The following is a 19057-nucleotide window of genomic DNA, read 5'->3' as shown; positions in this document are numbered from 1 at the left end:
CGCCGCCGGGCGGCCCGGGCGCAGGACCGGCCGCGGCCTCACCCGCTTGACCTGGCGTGGGGGTGCCGAGTCGGGCAGAACGGGGTGAAGGCCGCGGCCGGGGTCTTGTATGCCGTCGCCGTCGAAACGGCGCCGGTGGCTCGGACGCGCCGGGTGGCTCAGACGGCCTCGGCCGTCTCTGGCAGCTCCTTGGTGAGCAGGTCCGTCATCCGGACCACTTCGGCCACGTCCGAGAAGTCACGGGCGGCGGTGTCGACCGTTTTGCGCAGCCGGGTGTTGACCCGCTCGGAACGGACCCGCTTGGCGACCCTGAGGGCCTGCTCGGCCAGCACGGTCGACTGTTCGGGTTCGCGCTTGAGCAGGTGCACGGTGGCCATGCCGATCAGGTTCAGGGCGTAGGAGCGCTGGTGCTCGTCGTCCTTGCCGAACAGGGTCACGGCCCGTCCCATCACGGGCTCGGCGAGCGAGGCGTAGGTGGGGCTGCGGCCTGCGACATAGGCGAGGTCGCGGTAGGAGTGGGCGTTCTCGCCGTTGAGCTCGGCCTCGGAGAAGAAGCGGATCCAGTCGGGCTCGGGCTCGCCGTCGAGCGCGGCGTCGCCAAAGGTGTCCTCCGCCATCCGCACGGCCCGCTTGGTCTTGCTGGGCTGGCCCATGTTGGCGTAGGCGCGGGCCTCCATCGCGTACAGCATGGCCTGGGTGCGGGCGGTGGCGCAGTCGCGGCTTCCGTACTGGGCGAGGTGGATGAGCTCAAGGGCGTCGTCGGGCCGGCCGAGGTGGATCATCTGGCGGCTCATCGAGGACAGGATGTACGAGCCGAGCGGCTTGTCGCCGGCTTCCTTGGCGGCGTGCAGGGCCAGCACGAAGTACTTCTGGGCGGTGGGCTGCAAACCCACGTCGTAGCTCATCCAGCCGGCCAGTTCGGCGAGTTCGGCCGCGCAGGTGAAGAGGCGTTTGGCGGTGGCGGCCGGCTGGGGTTCCTGGAGCAGGTCGGTGACCTCGTGGAGCTGGCCGACGACGGCCTTGCGGCGCAGGCCCCCGCCGCACTGGGCGTCCCACTGGCGGAACATGGCGGTGGTGGATTCCAGCAGTTCCAGTTCGGGCTTGGAGAGCCGGGAGGGGCGGCGGGCGCTGGCCGCGGTCTCGGGCGGGCCCGGTTCGCTCGGCTGCGCCGGCACGAGCCAGCGCTGCATCGGCTCGATCAGGGAGGGACCGGCGGCCAGCATCAGGGAGGTGCCGAGGAAGCCCCGCCGGGCGAGCATCAGATCGCTGCGGGAGAACTCGCTGAGCAGCGAGACCGTCTGGGGCCCGGCCCACGGCAGGTCGACGCCGGACACCGACGGTGACTGGTGGGCCTGGCGCAGGCCGAGGTCCTCGATGGCGACCACGCTGCCGAAGCGCTCGGAGAACAGCTCCGAGAGGATCCGGGGAATGGGCTCGCGGGGCATCTCGCCGTCGAGCCAGCGGCGGACCCGGGAGGTGTCGGTGCTGATGTGGTGCGCGCCCATCTGGCGCGCCCGGCGGTTCACCTGGCGGGCCAGCTCGCCCTTGGACCAGCCGCTCCGTACGAACCACGAACTCAGCTGCTCGTTGGGGCGCTTGCCGGCGCTCGTACCACTGGCCCCACTGCCGCTCACTGGAACGCCCCCCATCCGCTCAGGCCTCATGTGCGTCGGTTGTGCGTCGATCGCGCGAACCCCTATCAGAATGCCGCTCGTTGGGCCTCCTGTCCCGCGGTTCCACCCGCTCGGACCAGAAACCGGCTTGCCCCCGGCATACCCGGGGGTGCGTATACCCCTGAGCCTGTGTACCGACGGTAATCCTACGATCACGCGTCCTGCCACGGTGATTCCACAAACGCCACCATTCGCCACCCCTTCGAATGAACTCCCCTGCGGGCGGGCGGTATTCACTTGACACGTGGCGATCAGCGTCGGATGGAGCGGAGTGAGCCGGGGCGCACGGCGCACAGCGCACCACCCCTTTCACGACCGTGTCCGACCTGGCGGAAACGGAAAGTGACGGGAAGACTCCGGATCGTCACGACGGCGTCACTGGCGTCGTAACCACGGACACGGCACACCCGTTGGAGGGGGCATGGGCTTCACGATCGGCGGCAGCCGGGGCATCAGGGAGACCGGGCCCGGCTCCTGGCGCCGCGGCCGCTCCGCGCGCACGACCCGCACGAGCGAGGTCACCGCCGTGGCCGAGTACACCGGCCTGTGGGGCTGGGACGTCGCCTTCGGCGCCCGGGCCCTGAACGGCGAGTGCTCCTGCGGCAGTTCCTCCTGTACGGCGCCGGGCGCGCACCCGCTCGACTTCGCGCCCGAGCTCCCGGCGGGCGCCACCCTGGACGAGGTGAGTGAGGCATGGGCGGGCTGTCCTGGCGCGGCGGTGCTGCTGCCGGTCGGCCGGACCTTCGACGTCCTGGACGTGGCGGCGCCGGCGGGGCGGCGGGCCCTGGTGCGCCTGGAGCGGATGGGGCTGCCGCTGGGCCCGGTCTCCACGACGCCGCAGGGCCGCACCCACTTCTACGTCGCGCCGGGCGCGTCGGTGGAACTGCCCCGTCTGCTCTACCGGATGGGCTGGGACGACGCGGTGCTCGACCTGCGCTGCCCGCCGCGCGGCGGCTTCGTGGCGGCGCCGCCGTCGGGCGAGGTCCGCTGGCTGCGCCCGCCGTCCCTGGACACGGCGACCCGGCCGCCCGAGGCCCGGCTGCTGCTCGGCACGCTGGCATACATCTGCCACCGCTCGGCCGCCTAGGGGGTGTCTGGTGGGCCATGGCCCAGGGCGCGGCGTCTGGCACGGCACCTCGCGGCGTTGCCGAATCGCCCCGATAGCTCCGCTATCGAGACGCTCCGGCGCCTTGCGATGCACCGCACCAGACGCCGCGCCCTGACCGACCCTGATCCACCAGACACCCCCTAGACCGCGCGCCCGCGGCCCTGCCGGCACGCGCGAACGCCCCGCCGCGTCCTTCCGGTGCGGCGGGGCGTCTCGGGCGTACAGGGTGGCGCTACTCGCCGATCAGCGCGTCGACGAACGCCTCCGGCTCGAACGGGGCCAGGTCGTCCGCGCCCTCGCCGAGTCCCACGAGCTTGACGGGGACGCCCAGTTCGCGCTGGACGGCGATGACGATGCCGCCCTTGGCGGTGCCGTCGAGCTTGGTCAAAACGATGCCGGTGATGTCGACGACCTCGGCGAACACCCGGGCCTGGACCAGGCCGTTCTGTCCGGTCGTGGCGTCGAGCACGAGCAGCACCTCGTCCAGCGGGCCGTGCTTCTCCACGACGCGCTTGACCTTGCCGAGCTCGTCCATGAGGCCGGTCTTGGTGTGCAGCCGCCCGGCGGTGTCGATGAGGACGACATCGGCGCCCTCGGCGATGCCTTCCTTGACGGCGTCGAACGCGATCGACGCGGGGTCGCCGCCCTCGGGGCCGCGCACGGTGCGGGCGCCCACGCGCTCGCCCCAGGTCTGGAGCTGGTCGGCGGCGGCGGCGCGGAAGGTGTCGGCGGCGCCGAGCACGACGGACTTGCCGTCGGCGACCAGGACGCGGGCGAGCTTGCCGGTGGTGGTGGTCTTGCCGGTGCCGTTGACGCCGACGACCATCACGACGCCGGGGACGCTCTCGTCGCCCTCGGTTTTGACCTCGCGGTCGAAGTCGGTGCCGAGCAGGCTCAGCAGTTCCTCGCGCAGCAGGGTGCGCAGCTCGTCGGGGGTGCGGGTGCCGAGCACCTTGACGCGCTCGCGGAGCCGGTCCACCAGTTCCTGGGTGGGCGCGACGCCGACGTCGGCGGTCAGCAGGGTGTCCTCGATCTCCTCCCAGGTGTCGTCGTCGAGGTGCTCGCGGGAGAGCAGGGTGAGCAGCCCCTTGCCGAGGGAGTTCTGCGAGCGGGCCAGGCGGGCCCGCAGGCGGACGAGCCGGCCGGCGGTCGGCTCGGGCACATCGAGCGCGGGCGCCTCGGCGACCGGCTCCTCGACGGCCACCGGGGTGGCGGGCGCCTCGGGAAGGCCGACCTCCTCGATGGTGCGGCGCGGTTCCTCCGCCGTCTCCGCGGCGTCCTCACCGACCTGTGGTTCGGCGGGCGGGGCTGTGATGGTCGGCGTGCTCGGCGGCGCGGTGGGCGGCAGCTGCTTCTTCTTGCGGCTGCTGACCACGAGCCCGCTGATCGCGCCGACCGCGACCAGGGCGATGACTACAGCAAGGATGACGAATTCCATAACCGTCCCAGTATCGGGTATGGGCGGGGCCGGGACCCAGTTTGTGGGTTCGTCCGAGCACGGAAGGGAATTATGGGGCAGGTGTCGGATTAAAGTACGATAGAGGTGGGCGCATCAACGCGCGTAGAGTCCCCTTCGACCACCCCCACCGGCTCAGCGTCGAGCCGAGCGAGAGGCACGGAACTCCTCCCCCATGAACACTGGCACCACCGACGAACCGCAGAGCGCCCTGGAAACACGCGGCCTTGAGCCCGTGCCGGACGCGGAGCGCACGGCGAAAACCCGCGAACTGTTTCCCACCTGGGTCGCGGCGAACATCAGTGTGCTGCTGCTCACCATGGGCGCCAGCCTGGTCGTCGCGTACAAGCTCAACTTCTGGCAGGCGATCGTGGTCGCCGTGGCCGCGCCCATTGTCTCCTACGGCCTGGTCGGGCTCATCGGGATCGCGGGCAAGCGCGGCGGCGCCCCCGGCATGGCGCTGTCGCGCGCGGTGTTCGGCCAGCGCGGCAATCTGCTGCCCGGATCGCTGATCTGGGTGGCGCGCTGGGGCTGGGAGACCATCAACGCGGTGACCGGCGCCTACGCGGTGCTGACCGTGCTGGACATCCTCTTCGGGATCAAGAGCAACACGTTCCTGATCATCGTCACGCTCGCCGTCTTCGTGGTCATCACGTTCGCGATCTCGGGCCTTGGCATCCACGTCGTGCAGAAGTGCAACAAGTACGCGACGTTCCTGTTCGGCGCGTTCTCGGTCCTGGTGCTCGTCTACCTGATCCTCAACACCCACTGGTCCGCCGTCTTCCACCAGCCGGCCGGCAAGACCTCGCTGATGGTCGCGGGCACCGGCATGATCGCAGCCGGCGGCGTCAGCTGGATCCCCTCCGCGCCCGACTTCGCCCGCTACCTGCCGCGTACCGCCTCCGCCAAGGCGATCGTCGGCAACTCGATCGGCGGCGCCGGCATCGTGGTGCTCCCGATGGTCCTGATGGGCGCGGTCATGGCCGTCTCCACCCCGGACCTCGCCTCGGCCGCCGACCCGGTGTCCTTCCTCGGCGAGATCCTGCCGATGTGGATCGCGGTGCCCTATCTGCTCATCGCCCTGGTCGGCATGCTGCTGATCAACTCGATGTCGATGTACTCGGCGGGCTTCACCGCGCAGACCCTCGGCTTCAAGATCCCCCGGCACTGGGCGGTCTCCGTCAACGCGGTCATCTCGCTGGTCTTCGGCGGCATCCTGATGCTGGTCGCCACCAGCTTCATGGGCTCCTTCATCGCCTTCCTCTCGCTGCTGGCCGTCGCCTTCTCCGCCTGGGTCGGCGTGTTCGGCGCGGACATGCTGCGGCGCACGGAGTACGACGCGAAGGCGCTCCTGGACACCACCCGTACCAGCGCCTACTGGTACAAGGCAGGCTTCTCCCCCGCCGCCGTCGCCGCCTGGGCGCTGGGTCTGCTCGGCGGCCTGATGTTCACCAAGTCCGACTGGTTCACCGGCCCGCTCTCGGCGAACAACCCCATCGGTGAGTACGGCCTCGGCTGGGTCGCCACGATCGTGATCTCGGGGCTGCTCTACCTCGCGCTGCCCAAGCCGGCCGTGGTGCCCGCGGGTCCGGCCGAGGAAACCAAGTCCGCCGAAACCCTGGCTGTCTGACGCCTCGTCAGTTACCGTCCCCCTTCGCCCGGGGTTCCTCGGAACCCGCCCGGTGGAGGGGGACTTTCCATGCCGTTCACGGTCGTACGCATGAACCTGGTGGACCCGGACGCCACCGCCGCCTCGCTCTCCGCGCGCTACCGGGCCGCCCTGGAGATGGCCGTCTACGCCGACGAGCAGGGCGTGGACACCATCCAGACCGAGGAGCACCACGGCACGGACAACAACTGGCTGCCCTCCCCGTTCGCCTTCGCCGCCGCCGTCTTCGGCGCCACCCAGGCGAACGCGGTGGCGCGCGGCGCCTCGGCGCAGGAGCGGGGCGACGGGCGGGCGACGGCGGGGCGCATCGCGGTCACGGTCTCGGCGATCATCGGTCCGCTGTACGACCCGCTGCGGCTGGCCGAGGACATCGCGGTGCTGGACCTGATGAGCGGCGGGCGCCTGGTGACGGTCGCGGGGATCGGCTACCGGCCCCTGGAGTACGAGCGGCAGGGGGTGGAGTGGGGGCGGCGCGGCCGGCTCCAGGACGAGCTCCTGGACACCCTGCTCGCGGCGTGGAGCGGCGAGGAGTTCACCTACCGGGGGCGCCGGGTGCGGGTCACGCCCCGCCCGTTCACCCAGCCGCACCCGATGCTGCTGGTCGGCGGCTCCTCCCGGGCGGCCGCGGCCCGCGCGGCCCGGCTCGGGCTGCCGTTCTTCCCGAGCGCGCATCTGCCGGAACTCGAGGCGTACTACCACCGGAAGCTGGCCGAGTACGGGAGGGAGGGGTTCTGCATGATGCCGGCGGCCGTGACGCCGCTGCTGCACATCAGCGAGGATCCGGACCGGACGTGGGCGCTGTACGGCGAGCACTTCCTGCACGAGGCGCGAATGTACGCGTCCTGGCAGTCCAAGGACATCCGCTCGGCGGTGAAGTCCGGGGCGAACTCGGTGGAGGAGCTGCGCGCGGAGGGGGTGTACCGCGTGGTGACCCCGCAGGAGTGCGCCTCACTGGAGGCCGACAGCCTGGTCCTGCACCCGCTGTGCGGGGGGATGCCGGTGGAGGAGGGGTGGCGCAGCCTGCGGTTGTTCTGCGAGCGGGTGGTGGGGAGGGAGGGCTGACGACTTCGGCTGCGGCCCGCGCGGGGCCGCCCGGCGCTTTCGGGTGCGGGGGATTCAGGCGGGCTCCCCGGATTCCTCGCGGGGCTTGAGCACCAGGAGCGCCAGGGTCACCGTCCGGACGATGACGCCGCCCAGCAGCGCCGCGCCGAACCCGTCGACCTCGAAGCCGTCCATCAGGCCGCCCACCCACTCCGCGAGCAGCCACAGCAGGGTGTCCTGGAGGATGCCGGCGGCGCCGAGGACCAGGAGCTTGACCGGCGGGCAGCTTCTGATGTCGTGCGGGTAGCACGAGATCAGCTGGTTGAGGACGACGAACACGATGCCGGTGAGGACGAACCCGAGGACCGGTGAGGACTGTTCACGCAGCGATATCCCGGGGAGCAGCGTGGCCGCTCCGACACCCAGAAAGATGAAGATGGCCAGCGGGTTGGTCTTCTTTTCCATGATCCGGATGGTGGCACGGACCGCCCGGAAGCTGGAATTCCGTACCAAACCGCCCCGGCTCGACGGGCGGGCCGGGGCGGTTTGGTGAGAGGAGCGGGGCAGCGGGGGTTAGCCCATCTCCTCCAACGCCTTGCCCTTGGTCTCCTTGACGTACCGGAGCACGAAGGGGATCGAGAGCGCGGCGAAGATCGCGTAGATGATGTACGTGCCGGACAGGTTCCAGTCCGACAGGCTCGGGAAGCTCGCGGTGATGGCCCAGTTGGCGATCCACTGCGCGGCGGCGGCCACACCGAGGGCGGCGGCGCGGATCCGGTTGGGGAACATCTCGCCGAGGAAGACCCAGACCACCACGCCCCACGACAGGGCGAAGAAGAGCACGAAGACGTGGGCGGCGATCAGGGCCACCACACCCTGGGTGTTGGGCAGCTTGCCGTCGACCAGGTGGGCGGAGAAGGCCCAGGCCTCGACGGCCAGCGCGACCGCCATGCCGATGGAGCCGATGAGCGCGAGCGGCTTGCGGCCGACCCGGTCGACGAGCACCATCGCGATCACCGTGCCGATGATGTTGATGATCGACGTGGTGAACGAGTAGAAGAACGAGCTCGACGGGTCGATGCCGACGGACTGCCACAGCGTCGAGGAGTAGTAGAACGCGACGTTGATGCCGACGAGTTGCTGGAAGACCGAGAGGCCGATGCCGACCCAGACGATGGGCAAGAAGCCCATCCTGGAGCCCAGCAGGTCCTTGAAGCTCGACTTGTGCTCGGACTTCATCGCGTGCTCGATCTCGGCGACGCGGTCGTCGAGATCGACGTCCTTGCCCTCGACGTCGGCGAGGACCTTCTTGGCGTCGGCGTGCCGGCCCACCGAGATGAGGAAGCGCGGGGACTCGGGGATGGCGAAGGAGAGCAGCCCGTACAGGACGGCCGGGACGACCATCACGCCGAGCATGACCTGCCAGGCCTCAAGCCCGATGATCTTGCCGCGCTGGTCGCCGCCCGCGGCGTTGAGGATCCCCCAGTTGACGAGCTGGGAGATCGCGATGCCGATGACGATGGCGGCCTGCTGGAAGGAGCCGAGCCGGCCGCGGTAGGCGGGCGGGGCGACTTCGGCGATGTAGGCCGGGCCGATGACCGAGGCCATGCCGATGGCGAAGCCGCCGATGATGCGCCACAGGGCGAGGTCCCACAGCGCGAAGGGCAGCGCGGAACCGATGGCGCTGATGGTGAAGAGGGCCGCCGCGATCTGCATGCAGCGGATGCGGCCGATGCGGTCGGCGATGCGGCCCGCGGTCGCGGCGCCGATCGCACAGCCGATCAGGGCGATGGCGATGACCTGGGCGAGCGTCCCGGAGCCGATGGAGTACCGGTCGCGGATCGCCTCTACGGCGCCGTTGATCACGGAACTGTCGTAGCCGAAGAGGAAGCCGCCCATCGCGGCCGCCGCCGTGATGAAGATGACATGGCCGAGGTGGTCCGGGGCGGTGTGGCCGCCTCCGGACGCCTTCGCCTGCGCGGTACTGGTCACGTGTACTCCTGGGGCCGCCCGGCAGCGTCGCCGGGGGTGAGGGGACTCTTCCAAGTGGCGCACAACTTTCCGTCACCCACCACTTGAAGGTAAAAGCAACGTTGCAGAGACTATGCCTTCAAGTTTCGAAGTCAATACCTGTTCGGTTGAGAATCTTCCGGTAGGACTCGCCGGGTGATCTTCAAGACTTGAACACGCGGTAGGCGACCGGGCAGGAGTCGGCCCGGCGCGGGTCAGCGCAGCCGCTGGCTGATGACCTTCGAGACGCCGTCGCCCTGCATCGAGACGCCGTACAGCGCGTCGGCGACCTCCATCGTCCGCTTCTGGTGGGTGATCACGATCAGCTGCGAGGACTCCTGGAGCTCCTGCATGATCCGGATCAGCCGTTGCAGATTGGTGTCGTCGAGCGCGGCCTCGACCTCGTCCATCACGTAGAACGGGCTGGGCCTGGCCTTGAAGATGGAGACGAGCAGGGCCACCGCCGTCAGCGAGCGCTCGCCGCCCGAGAGCAGCGAGAGCCGCTTGACCTTCTTGCCCGGCGGCCGCGCCTCGACGTCGATCCCCGTGGTGAGCATGTTGCCGGGGTCGGTCAGAATCAGCCGGCCCTCGCCGCCGGGGAAGAGCCGCGAGAAGACGCCCTCGAACTCCCTGGCCGTGTCCCGGTAGGCCTCCGTGAAGACCTGCTCCACCCGCTCGTCGACCTCCTTCACGACTTGAAGGAGGTCGGCCCGGGTCTTCTTGAGGTCTTCCAGCTGCTCGGAAAGGAACTGGTGGCGCTCCTCCAGGGCCGCGAACTCCTCAAGGGCGAGCGGATTGACCTTTCCGAGCTGCTGGTACGCCCGTTCGGCTGCCTTGAGCCGCTGCTCCTGCTCGGTCCGCACATAGGGAACCGGCTGGTTGCGCGGGTGGGCGGGGTCATCGGGCAGCTCCTCTCCCTCGGCGGGCGGTGAGGGGGCCACCGGTTGGTCGGGCCCGTACTCGGCCACGAGCCCGGCCGGCTCGACCCCCAGCTCCTCCAGCGCCTTGGTCTCCAGCTGCTCGATCCGCAGCCGCTTCTCTGCTCCTAGTACCTCGCCCCGGTGAACTGAATCAGTGAGTTTGTCGAGCTCCGCCTTGAGATCGCGGCCGGCCGCCCGCGCGGCGGTCAGCTCCTGCTCGCGGGCCGCCTTGGCGGATTCGGCCCCGGTACGCTCCCGCTCGGCTCGCACCAGCGACACCTCGACGTGGGCGAGCAGGGTGCGGGCGCCGGACGCGACGGCCTCGGCGACGGCCGCCTCGTGCCGCAGCCGGGCGCGCCGCTGCTCGGCTCTGGCCCGCGCCTCCCGTTCGGCGCGCGCTCCCCGGTCGAGCGCTTCGGCCCGCCCGGCGAGCGCCTTGACCCGCTCCTCGTGGGTACGGGCCTGGAGGCGGGCCTCCATCTCGGTCTGGCGGGCGTTGGCGCCGTCGGCCGCGAGCCGGTCACGTACCGAGGTGTCGGGCTCCTCCTCGACGGGCGACTCCTCGGCGACCAGGAGCCGTTCGGTCAGCTCCTCGGCCTCCTCGGTCGCTTTTTCCAGCGCTTCCTGGGCCCGGGCGGCCGCGGTGGCGGTCCGCTCGGCCTCGCCGGCCGCGCCCCTCGCCTGCCCGGCAAGCCGCCCGAGCCGCTGGGCGACCAAGGACCGGTCCTTCTCGCCGGCCCGCCTGCGCTCCCCCAACTCCTCCACGTGTTCGGCCAGTTGACGACGGCGCTCCTGCGCCTCCCGCTGGGCCCCGGCCAGCTCCTCGCACCGTACGGCCAGGGTGGCGAGCTCGGCGGCGGCCTCCTCCACGGAGGCCTGGACCTCTAGGAGGCTGGGTGCGCCGGGCGAGCCGCCGTGCGCGAAGTGGGCGCCGAGCACATCGCCCTCGGCGGTGACGGCGATCAGCTCGGGCCGCGCGTGCAGGAGGTCTTCGGCGTCCTCCAGGGTGGCCACCACCACGACGTCGCGCAGCAGGCGCCGCACGGCGGGCATCAGCTCGGCGGGGCCGCGCACCAGATCGGCGGCGCGGGGCGGGCCTTCACCGCGGGCCGGCCGCTCCTCGTGGCCCTCGGGGGCGCGGCCGACCAGCAGGGCCGCGCGGCCCGCGTCCTGCTTGCGCAGCATCCGGATGGCCTCGGCGGCCGATGCGGGCCCGCTGACCGCGACGGCGTCGGCCGCGACCCCCAGCGCCGCGGCGACGGGCACCTCGTAGCCCGGGGCCACGGTGAGCAGTTCGGCTGCGGGGCCGAGCAGCCCGCTCAGCGTCTCGCGTGCGCCGAGCAGCGCGCCCGTGCCGTCCTTGCGGCGCAGGCCCAGCGCGAGGGTGTCGTGCCGGGCCGCGACGGCGGCGCGGGTGCGCTCGGCGGCGGTGGCCTCCTCGCGCGCGGCGCCGAGCGCGGCCTCGGCCGCGGCGAGCTCCCGCTTGGCGGCGTCGTGGGCCTCGGCGAGCTCGGTGTCTCCGGCGTCCAGGCCGTCCACCTCGGCCTTGAGCTGTTCGTACTCCTCCTGCGCGAGGGCCGCCCGCTCGCCCGCCTCGTCGCGCGCGGCGGCCAGACGGTCGATCTCGGCCTGCGCGGAACTCACCCGGCCGCGCGCGGCGTTGACCTGGCCGTGCAGCCGCGCAAGACCTTCGCGCCGGTCGGCGATGGCGCGGGCCACATCCTTCAAACGCCGTTCCTCGGCGGCGAGTTCCCGCTCCAGGTCGGCCCGGTGGGCGGTGGTGTCCTCCAGGGCGTGCTCGGCCGCTTCGAGCGCTGCTTCGAGTTCGGCCTCCTGCTCGCGGATGCGGGCGGCCTCGCGCTCCATGTCCTCGGGCTCGCGCCCGCGCCGCTCCTCGGGGGGCTGGGCGCTCGCGCTCTTGATCCGGGCGTCGGCGAGCGAGATGGTGCCGCGCACCCGCTCCGCCAGCCGGGACAGTTCGTACCAGGTCTGCTGGGCGCGCTGGAGGCGGGGCGACAACTGCCGTACGTGCTCTTCCAGTTGGGCCTCGTGCGCGAGCGCCGCCTTGAGTTCGGCCGCCGCGCTCTCCTTGCGGCGCAGCAGCTCGGCCTCGTCGGCGATCTCGGCGCTGAGCGCCTGGCGCATCCTCACGAGGTCGTCGGCGAGCAGGCGAAGGCGCGCGTCGCGCAGGTCGGCCTGGATGACGGCGGCGCGGCGGGCCACGGCGGCCTGCCGGCCGAGCGGTTTGAGCTGGCGGCGCAGTTCGTCGGTGAGGTCCTGGACGCGGGCGAGGTTCGCCTTCATCGCGTCCAGCTTGCGCAGCGCCTTCTCCTTGCGCTTGCGGTGCTTGAGGACGCCCGCTGCCTCCTCGATGAAGGCGCGGCGGCCCATCGGGTCGGCGTGCAGGACGGAGTCGAGCTGGCCCTGGCCGACGATGACGTGCATTTCGCGGCCGATACCGGAGTCGGAGAGCAGTTCCTGGATGTCCAGGAGCCGGCAGGTGTCGCCATTGATCTGGTATTCGCTGCCGCCGTTGCGGAACATGATCCGCGTGATGGTGACTTCGGCGTATTCGATGGGCAGCGCGCCGTCGGAATTGTCGATGGTGAGGGAGACTTCGGCGCGCCCGAGCGGCGGTCGGCCGGTCGTCCCGGCGAAGATGACGTCCTCCATCTTTCCGCCGCGCAGCGTCTTGGCGCCCTGCTCGCCCATCACCCAGCTCAGCGCGTCCACGACATTGGACTTGCCCGATCCGTTGGGCCCCACCACGCAGGTGATGCCCGGCTCGAACTTCAGCGTGGTCGCGGAGGCGAAGGATTTGAATCCGCGCAGGGTGAGGGCCTTGAGGTGCACGCCGCCGGACTCTACCTTTCACCGGCGGTTTCGCGCAGGAAGGTCCCGGGCAGATCGGAGCGGACGAGAATGGCCGCCGGTCCGCCGGGGGCAGCCGGAAAGAAAGAAGGGACGCCGAAGCGTCCCTTGCAATACATTGCAGGTGTTGCGGATCTCTCGATCTCGACGAGAGGGACGGAATCCTCTCTCACCCCAGGATCAGGTGAGTGCGGGCTCCGCCTGCGGGACGTCGATGTCGATGCCTTCGAGCAGCGAATCTCCGCGGTGCGAAGCGGCGGCAGCCGACAGCGCGTCGTTCTCGGACTGAATCCGGTTCAGCTCGGACTCTAGGTCCTGGACGCGCTGCTGGAGCCGTCGCATCTCGGCGAGGAGTCGCGGGTCGGAACCGCCGACGTAACCGAGAAGCGCCTTTGCCATGATGGATGGTCCTCCACACTGAGTGACCGACCGATGCGGTGTGGGTCGTGAGGGAATCGCACCCGCGGTGCTTGGACTTGACTGCGGTTCTTCATGCCAAACAGCTAAGGTGCGCGGGGCTTCCAGAGTCTCACCAAAAAGTTTGACGGTCAACACGATCACGCCCCGTATCCACGGGCAATCCGGGGGCACGCGGCCGCTCAGCACGCGGCGCTGCCTCTTCTCGGAGCTCGTCGGGGACCTGGGGGCACTGAGATCTTCCTTGACTCCGCAGCTTTCCACGCCGGGCTCCCGTTGGCAACAGGCAGATCGTTCGAGGTCAGCGCGGGGTTGCGAGCCGAATGCGGGCGGTCACCACGAGCGGGGCCGCGCGGGACGGCCCACGGCGCTCAGCGGATGGCGAAGCCGTCGTAGCCGCCGCGCACTGTGTCCCAGATCTCGGTCACACCGTCGACCCGGCCCGGTGTGTCGTCGGACCGCAGCCACTCCAGGAGACGGTGGCAATTCTCACGCGGCCCCTCGGCGACGACCTGGACGCGCCCGTCCTCCAGATTGAGGGCGAACCCGTTGAGCTCCCCGATCTCCAGCGCGTTCGCCCTGGTGAACCAGCGGAAACCGACTTGCTGTACTCGCCCGCGCACCCAGGCCGTAAGTCGAACTTCGTCGTGCGCATCTTCGTTCATACGTGCACGCTAACGGGCCAATTGCGCACGCGGCACTTCGCCCCCATGCGTCATGGCGTACAGTCGCGACGCAATGAGGCTCACCCGTATGGGTTAGTGCCCATTTGATCATTTCGGGCCGGTCGCGGCTCCTGTGCCCTGCGGCCAGGTATTGCGCACGGCACACGGAAACGGCATTGAGGAAGGCACAGCAGATGGGACGCCATCGTCGCTCCGCCGCCGCTCCCGCGCCCGCCGACGGCGCGGCGGGCACGGACGGCAGGCCCACGGGCGGATCGCGCCGGAAGAAGCGGATGATCACGCCCGTGCGCACCGGGCTGCTCGGCGTCTCCGCCGCGGTGGCCGTGGGCGCCGTGGCCGTCAGCTCGGGGCTGCTGCCCGGCGGCGGTACGTACCGGGTGAGCGGCGACATCGCCTCCGGCGGCCAGGTCAGCGTGAGCGCCACACCCAATGTGCGCCCTCAGGGCGGTGAGTCGGACAAGCCCACCGGCGCCGCCCCCACGCCGACGGGGCCGGCCACGCCCGCGCCGTCGTCCTCTGCCGCCACTCCCTCTGCCCCCGCACCCCCTTCCGCCCCCTCCCCCAGTTCTTCCAGCGCCTCGGCCGCGCCGTCGACTCCGGCGTCGAAGCCCGCCTCGGCGCCCGCCTCCGCGCCCGCGCCGCGCGAGAAGGCCCCGGCGCCCGCCGCCCCGAAGCCGGCCGCCCCCTCGGCCCCCGAGCGGGGCGCCGTCCCCTCGGGGCGTGCCCAGACGCCGAGTGTCCAGGTGCCCAGCGCCGAAGTGTCGGCCGCGGCGTCCGTGATGTCGCTGGTCAATCAGCAGCGCACGATGGCGGGTTGCGGCCCCGTGTCGGCGGATCCCGCCCTTGGCGCGCTGGCCACCGCCTTCAGCGCCGACATGGCCGCGCGCGGTTTCTTCGACCACACCGACCCGGACGGCAGGTCGCCCTGGGACCGCGCCGCCAAGGCCGGCGTCCGGAGTCTGGGCGGCGAGAACATAGCCCGTGGCCAGGCGGACGCCAGGGCCGTCATGGACGCCTGGATGAACAGCCCGGACCACCGCGCGAACATTCTCAACTGCTCGTACAAGTCCCTCGGCGTCGGAGTGCACTTCGGCCCCGGCGGCCCTTGGTGGACCCAGGACTTCGGTTTTTGATCGAGTGCCGGGACATGTGCGGGACAGCCGTCCGCGCGTTCTGTTCTTCGCATGGCGCATTCGTGAGCGTGTGAACAGAATTCGTTCGTAAACGCACGAAAGGGCTCTCTCCGTTTCGAACGGAGAGAGCCCTTTCGTATGTGCCGATGCGCGACATTCGATCTCGCGCCGGGGCGCGTCAGGCGCCGACGGCCGCCTTGCCCGCCAGGAAGACGCGAGCGGTCTCGGTGACGCGGCGGCCCAGGTGCTCGGCGGTCGCCACATCGGCCTTGTGCACGGCTTCGGGGCCCTGGTCGGAGTTGGTCTGGGCGCCGGCCCCGGCGAAGAAGCCGAGCCGGTTGAGGTCGTACTCGGAGCCGGCGGAGGAGTTCCAGCCGGGCTTGAGGCCCAGGTTCACCCAGTGCATGCCGTGCTGGCCTGCGAGGGTCTGGAAGAACTGAAGGGTGTGGCCCTTGTCGCCGCTCTTGGAGCCGGAGTTGGTGAAGCCCGCGGCGAGCTTGTCCTGCCAGGCGTCGGTGAACCAGCGCTTGGAGGTGGCCTCGGCGAACTGGTGGAACGCGCCGGACGCGGTGCCCATGTAGGTGGGCGAGCCGAAGATGATCGCGTCGGAGGCGTCGAGCAGGGCCCACTCGGCATCGGTGAGCGTGTCGACCTTGATGACGTGGACGGTGGCGCCCGCCTCGGCGGCGGCGCTGCCGACGGCTTCGGCGAGGACGGCGGTGTGGCCGTATCCGGAGTGGTAGGCGATCGAGACGACAGGAGTGATCACGACGAAATCCCCTCAAGGGCGTGGAAAGGCGGCGGGACGGGCGCGACGGCCGGGGCCGGTTCCGCTGCGGCTGCCCGCTGCGGCGCTGCACTCAGGTAAGCACTAACTTTCAGTTAGCGCAACCTGGGCGCAGGCGCTGTGGGGGCGTATCGTGGGGGTATGGATGAGACTTCCGCGGGCGTCCTGGACGCCGCAGGGCCGTGCGCAGAGGCCGGGGCCGACGCCGATCTGCCCTTCAACGTGTTCGCCAAGTCCTGCCCGTCCCGGCGCACCCTGGAGAACGTCACGGGGCGCTGGGGCAGCCTCACTCTGGGCGCGCTGTACGAGGGCGGCGCCCGCTTCAACGAGCTGCGCCGCAGGATCGACGGGGTGAGCGAGAAGATGCTCTCGCAGACGCTGCACTCCCTGGAGCGCGACGGGCTCGTCCTGCGCGAGGCGCAGCCCACCAATCCGCCCCGGGTCGACTACGAGCTGAGCGAGCTGGGCCGTGAGGTGGCCGAGCGGCTGCTCTCCCTCATCCACTTCGTGGAGGACCGGATGCCGGCGGTGCTCAAGGCGCAGGAGAGTTACGACGCGGCGCGCGGGGCGCGCTGACACTTGGGGCAGTAGTAGCTCGACCGGTTCATCCAGGCCCGCCTGCGCATCGCCGTTCCGCAGCGCCTGCACGGCTCGCCCTCACGTCCGTAGGCGTCAAGGGAGCGGTCGAAGTAGCCCGACTCGCCGTTGACGTTGACGTAGAGGCTGTCGAAGCTGGTGCCGCCCACGGCGAGCGCCGCGTTCATCACCTCACGTGCGTGGCCCAGGAGTTCGGCCGCCTTGGGCCTGTTGAGGGTCGCGGTCGGACGGTCGTAGTGCAGCCTGGTGCGCCAGAGCGCTTCGTCGGCGTAGATGTTGCCGACGCCGCTGATGAGCGTCTGATCGAGCAGTGCGCGTTTGACCGTGGTGCGCTTCAGGCGCAGGGCCACGAAGAACGCCTCGTCGTCGAACTCGGGGTCCAGCGGGTCGCGGGCGATGTGCGCGATGACGTCGGGAAGCCCGTCCGAGCTGTTGGCGGCGGTGTCGTGCAGCGAGAGCCCGCCGAAGGTGCGCTGGTCGACGAAGCGCAGTTCGGTGCCCAGCTCGTCCTGGAACCTGATCCGGATCCGCAGGTGCTTCTCGTCGGGGGCGCCCTGCGGCTGCACGAGCAGTTGCCCGCTCATCCCGAGGTGTCCGAGCACGGACGCGTCGGTGTCCGCGAGCGGCAGCCACAGGTACTTGCCGCGTCGGCGCGCGACGCCGATCCGGTAGCCCTTCAGGCGCGCCGCGAAGTCGTCGCCCCCGGCGGGGTGGCGGCGTACGGCGCGCGGGTGCAGCACCTCGACGTCCGCCACGGTGCGCCCCGCCACCCACCGCTCGAGTCCGCGCCGGACCACTTCGACTTCAGGCAGCTCAGGCATGCGCGCAGATTACCCCCGGGGGCGCGCGCCAAGTCGCGGGGGCCCCGGTCGGCCTGGCCTGGCCCGGCCCAGTCCGGCTCGGTCGGGGGCGGACACACGAAACCCCCGCCGCGCACCGAGGTACGCAGGACGGGGGCCTGGAAGGAAGGGGCTCAGAGGGCCGGACCCTTGGCGGCGGGAGCCGTCGCCCCGCCGTCGGCCGCGGCGACGGGGGCCTCGGCCACCGCCTTGGCCCGCTCGTCGGCGTCGGCCCTGATGGACCGCCAGGCCGACTCGGCGGCCTGCTGCTCCGCTTCCTTCTTGCTGCGGCCGGTGCCGGTGCCGTACGAGACACCACCGACGCGGGCGGCAGCAGTGAAGGTCTTCTCGTGGTCAGGACCGGTTTCGGAGACCAGGTACTCGGGAACGCCGAGCCCTTCGGCCGCCGTCAGCTCCTGGAGACTGGTCTTCCAGTCCAGGCCGGCCCCGAGGTTCGAGGACTTCTCGATCAGGGGGTCGAACAGCTTGTGGACGAGCGCGGACGCCGCCTCAAGACCCTGGTCGAGATAGACCGCGCCGATCACCGCTTCCAGGGTGTCGGCGAGGATGGATGCCTTGTCCCGGCCCCCCGTGCCCTCTTCGCCCCGGCCGAGCCGGATGAAGGAGCCCAGTTCGAGCCCTCGGCCCACCTCCGCGAGCGCACGAGAGTTGACCACCGCGGCCCGGAGTTTGGCCAGCTGGCCTTCCGGAAGGTCGGGGTGGGTGCGGTACAGCGTGTCGGTGACGACCAGACCGAGCACCGAGTCCCCAAGGAACTCGAGCCGCTCGTTGGTCGGCAGACCGCCGTTCTCGTACGCGTACGAACGGTGGGTGAGCGCACGCACCAGAAGGGCGGACTCGAGCTGATACCCGAGCCGCCCTTCCAGAAGCGTGTGGGACGAGGCCGTGTTGTTGTCCGCCTTTTTGGCGTTGGACTCAGACATCGGGCCTCTCACCAGCCGCTCAGACCTCGAGGACCTGGCGCTTGTTGTAGGTGCCGCAGCTCGGGCACGCGATGTGCTGGAGCTTCGGCTCATGGCAGCGCTCGCACGCAACCAGGGTGGGGACCGCAGCCTTCCACTGCGACCGGCGGTGGCGCGTGTTGCTGCGCGACATCTTCCGCTTCGGAACAGCCACGGCTACTTCTCCTGCTTCTCGGCGGCATCCTGCACGTCAGACGCAGTGCCGCTCATGTTGTCCTTCTCGCCGTCCTGGATGGTCCCGGCGAGTCCCTGCAATGCCGCCCAACGAATGTCGACGGCGTCATGGTGGTGGTCCGGGTCGTCCGCCAGGCTCGCTCCGCAAGTGGAACAGAGCCCCGGGCAGTCCTCCCGGCACACCGGCTGCATCGGCAGTGCGAGCACCACCGCGTCACGCAGCAAGGGCTCGAGGTCGAACATGCCGTCCTCGAGCGGAATCATGTCCTCGTCGTCCTCGGCATCGTCGTCCGCGGCTGCCTTGCGGCGGCCCCGGTCGTCGGTGTCGGGGTACGAGAACATTTCCTGGAAGTCCACTTCAACGTCCTGCTGAAGCGGCTCCAGACACCTTACGCACTCCCCCTCGGCCGACGCACGGGCGGTGCCTGTGACAAGCACCCCTTCCATGACCGACTCGAGACGGAGCTCGATGTCCACGGGCCGGCCCTGCGGCACGTGGATGACCTCGGGGATGCCGAGGTCCTGGGGGGCCTCCACGGTGCGGGAGAGCCGCTGGAGCGCACCGGGACGCCGTCCCAGCTCGTGTGTGTCGAACACGAGGGGATTGCGGTGGTCGAGGCGCGTGCTCAGGGCTCTTCCTGCTTTCGAGATCGTGGAGTGGCTGCCACCGGCTTCGCTGGGCGAATCGGGCAG

General features: G+C 70.7%; 17 protein-coding genes. 5 read left to right on the top strand and 12 right to left on the bottom strand.

Annotation, left to right across the window (positions count from 1 at the left end; all coding sequences use genetic code 11):
* Nucleotides 1-158: 158 nt before the first annotated feature.
* Nucleotides 159-1634, bottom strand: coding sequence for a hypothetical protein (locus ACFYM2_RS30915; protein ID WP_359008362.1), 1476 nt, complete (start codon nucleotides 1632-1634; stop codon nucleotides 159-161).
* A 460-nt stretch (nucleotides 1635-2094) separates the two neighbouring features.
* Here ACFYM2_RS30915 and ACFYM2_RS30910 point away from each other — a divergent pair, with 460 nt between their 5' ends.
* Nucleotides 2095-2760, top strand: a complete 666-nt coding sequence (locus ACFYM2_RS30910) for a bifunctional DNA primase/polymerase (protein WP_388840800.1) — start codon at nucleotides 2095-2097, stop codon at nucleotides 2758-2760.
* Between the two features lie 253 nt (nucleotides 2761-3013).
* Here ACFYM2_RS30910 and ftsY read toward each other — a convergent pair whose 3' ends face one another.
* Nucleotides 3014-4219: a signal recognition particle-docking protein FtsY gene (gene ftsY, locus ACFYM2_RS30905; RefSeq protein ID WP_359000325.1), complete on the bottom strand. Its 1206-nt coding sequence runs from the start codon at nucleotides 4217-4219 to the stop codon at nucleotides 3014-3016.
* A gap of 193 nt (nucleotides 4220-4412) precedes the next feature.
* Between ftsY and ACFYM2_RS30900 the strand changes: the two genes are divergently transcribed.
* Nucleotides 4413-5867 carry a cytosine permease gene (locus ACFYM2_RS30900; protein ID WP_359000328.1) on the top strand — a complete coding sequence of 485 codons (1455 nt, stop codon included), beginning with the start codon at nucleotides 4413-4415 and terminating at the stop codon, nucleotides 5865-5867.
* A 69-nt stretch (nucleotides 5868-5936) separates the two neighbouring features.
* A complete protein-coding gene (locus ACFYM2_RS30895) occupies nucleotides 5937-6968 on the top strand; it encodes an LLM class flavin-dependent oxidoreductase (RefSeq protein ID WP_388459441.1) in 1032 nt (343 codons plus the stop codon).
* Nucleotides 6969-7022: 54 nt separating this feature from the next.
* Here ACFYM2_RS30895 and ACFYM2_RS30890 read toward each other — a convergent pair whose 3' ends face one another.
* From ACFYM2_RS30890 to ACFYM2_RS30870, 5 genes are all read right to left on the bottom strand, one after another.
* Nucleotides 7023-7412, bottom strand: a complete 390-nt coding sequence (locus ACFYM2_RS30890; RefSeq protein ID WP_350232909.1) for a phage holin family protein — start codon at nucleotides 7410-7412, stop codon at nucleotides 7023-7025.
* Nucleotides 7413-7520: 108 nt separating this feature from the next.
* A complete protein-coding gene (locus ACFYM2_RS30885; protein ID WP_350232908.1) occupies nucleotides 7521-8939 on the bottom strand; it encodes a sugar porter family MFS transporter in 1419 nt (472 codons plus the stop codon).
* A gap of 233 nt (nucleotides 8940-9172) precedes the next feature.
* Nucleotides 9173-12730 (bottom strand): chromosome segregation protein SMC, encoded by a 3558-nt coding sequence (gene smc, locus ACFYM2_RS30880; protein WP_388840797.1) that lies wholly within the window; start codon nucleotides 12728-12730, stop codon nucleotides 9173-9175.
* Between the two features lie 198 nt (nucleotides 12731-12928).
* On the bottom strand, nucleotides 12929-13147 hold the full coding sequence (locus ACFYM2_RS30875; RefSeq protein ID WP_350232906.1) for a hypothetical protein: 219 nt from the start codon (nucleotides 13145-13147) through the stop codon (nucleotides 12929-12931).
* A 389-nt stretch (nucleotides 13148-13536) separates the two neighbouring features.
* The gene (locus ACFYM2_RS30870; RefSeq protein WP_388459438.1) at nucleotides 13537-13830 is read right to left on the bottom strand and encodes an acylphosphatase; all 294 of its coding nucleotides are present in this window, start codon (nucleotides 13828-13830) and stop codon (nucleotides 13537-13539) included.
* Between the two features lie 194 nt (nucleotides 13831-14024).
* On the opposite strand from ACFYM2_RS30870, the gene ACFYM2_RS30865 reads away from it, so the two are divergent.
* On the top strand, nucleotides 14025-14984 hold the full coding sequence (locus ACFYM2_RS30865) for a CAP domain-containing protein (RefSeq protein WP_388840796.1): 960 nt from the start codon (nucleotides 14025-14027) through the stop codon (nucleotides 14982-14984).
* Nucleotides 14985-15162: 178 nt separating this feature from the next.
* Here the strand turns inward: ACFYM2_RS30865 and ACFYM2_RS30860 are convergent, their stop codons facing one another.
* Nucleotides 15163-15753: a flavodoxin family protein gene (locus tag ACFYM2_RS30860; RefSeq protein ID WP_359000343.1), complete on the bottom strand. Its 591-nt coding sequence runs from the start codon at nucleotides 15751-15753 to the stop codon at nucleotides 15163-15165.
* 159 nt (nucleotides 15754-15912) lie between these two features.
* On the opposite strand from ACFYM2_RS30860, the gene ACFYM2_RS30855 reads away from it, so the two are divergent.
* Complete coding sequence (locus ACFYM2_RS30855; RefSeq protein ID WP_388459435.1) at nucleotides 15913-16347, top strand: winged helix-turn-helix transcriptional regulator; 435 nt, start codon at nucleotides 15913-15915, stop codon at nucleotides 16345-16347.
* On the opposite strand, the gene mutM is transcribed toward ACFYM2_RS30855, so the two are convergent.
* The 4 genes from mutM to ACFYM2_RS30835 form a co-directional block, all read right to left on the bottom strand.
* Nucleotides 16320-17189, bottom strand: coding sequence for a bifunctional DNA-formamidopyrimidine glycosylase/DNA-(apurinic or apyrimidinic site) lyase (gene mutM, locus ACFYM2_RS30850; protein WP_388840793.1), 870 nt, complete (start codon nucleotides 17187-17189; stop codon nucleotides 16320-16322). The two genes, ACFYM2_RS30855 and mutM, sit on opposite strands and share 28 nt — an antisense overlap.
* A gap of 152 nt (nucleotides 17190-17341) precedes the next feature.
* Nucleotides 17342-18151 carry a ribonuclease III gene (gene rnc / locus ACFYM2_RS30845; RefSeq protein WP_359000352.1) on the bottom strand — a complete coding sequence of 270 codons (810 nt, stop codon included), beginning with the start codon at nucleotides 18149-18151 and terminating at the stop codon, nucleotides 17342-17344.
* A gap of 19 nt (nucleotides 18152-18170) precedes the next feature.
* Nucleotides 18171-18344 carry a 50S ribosomal protein L32 gene (gene rpmF, locus ACFYM2_RS30840; RefSeq protein WP_007493396.1) on the bottom strand — a complete coding sequence of 58 codons (174 nt, stop codon included), beginning with the start codon at nucleotides 18342-18344 and terminating at the stop codon, nucleotides 18171-18173.
* Nucleotides 18345-18346: 2 nt separating this feature from the next.
* The gene (locus ACFYM2_RS30835) at nucleotides 18347-19015 is read right to left on the bottom strand and encodes a DUF177 domain-containing protein (RefSeq protein WP_359000567.1); all 669 of its coding nucleotides are present in this window, start codon (nucleotides 19013-19015) and stop codon (nucleotides 18347-18349) included.
* Nucleotides 19016-19057 lie beyond the last annotated feature (42 nt).

Source organism: Streptomyces sp. NPDC006711 (assembly GCF_042869775.1).
In the GTDB taxonomy this organism is placed as follows: Bacteria; Actinomycetota; Actinomycetes; order Streptomycetales; family Streptomycetaceae; genus Streptomyces.
This window is presented reverse-complemented; position numbering and strand designations above follow the sequence as displayed.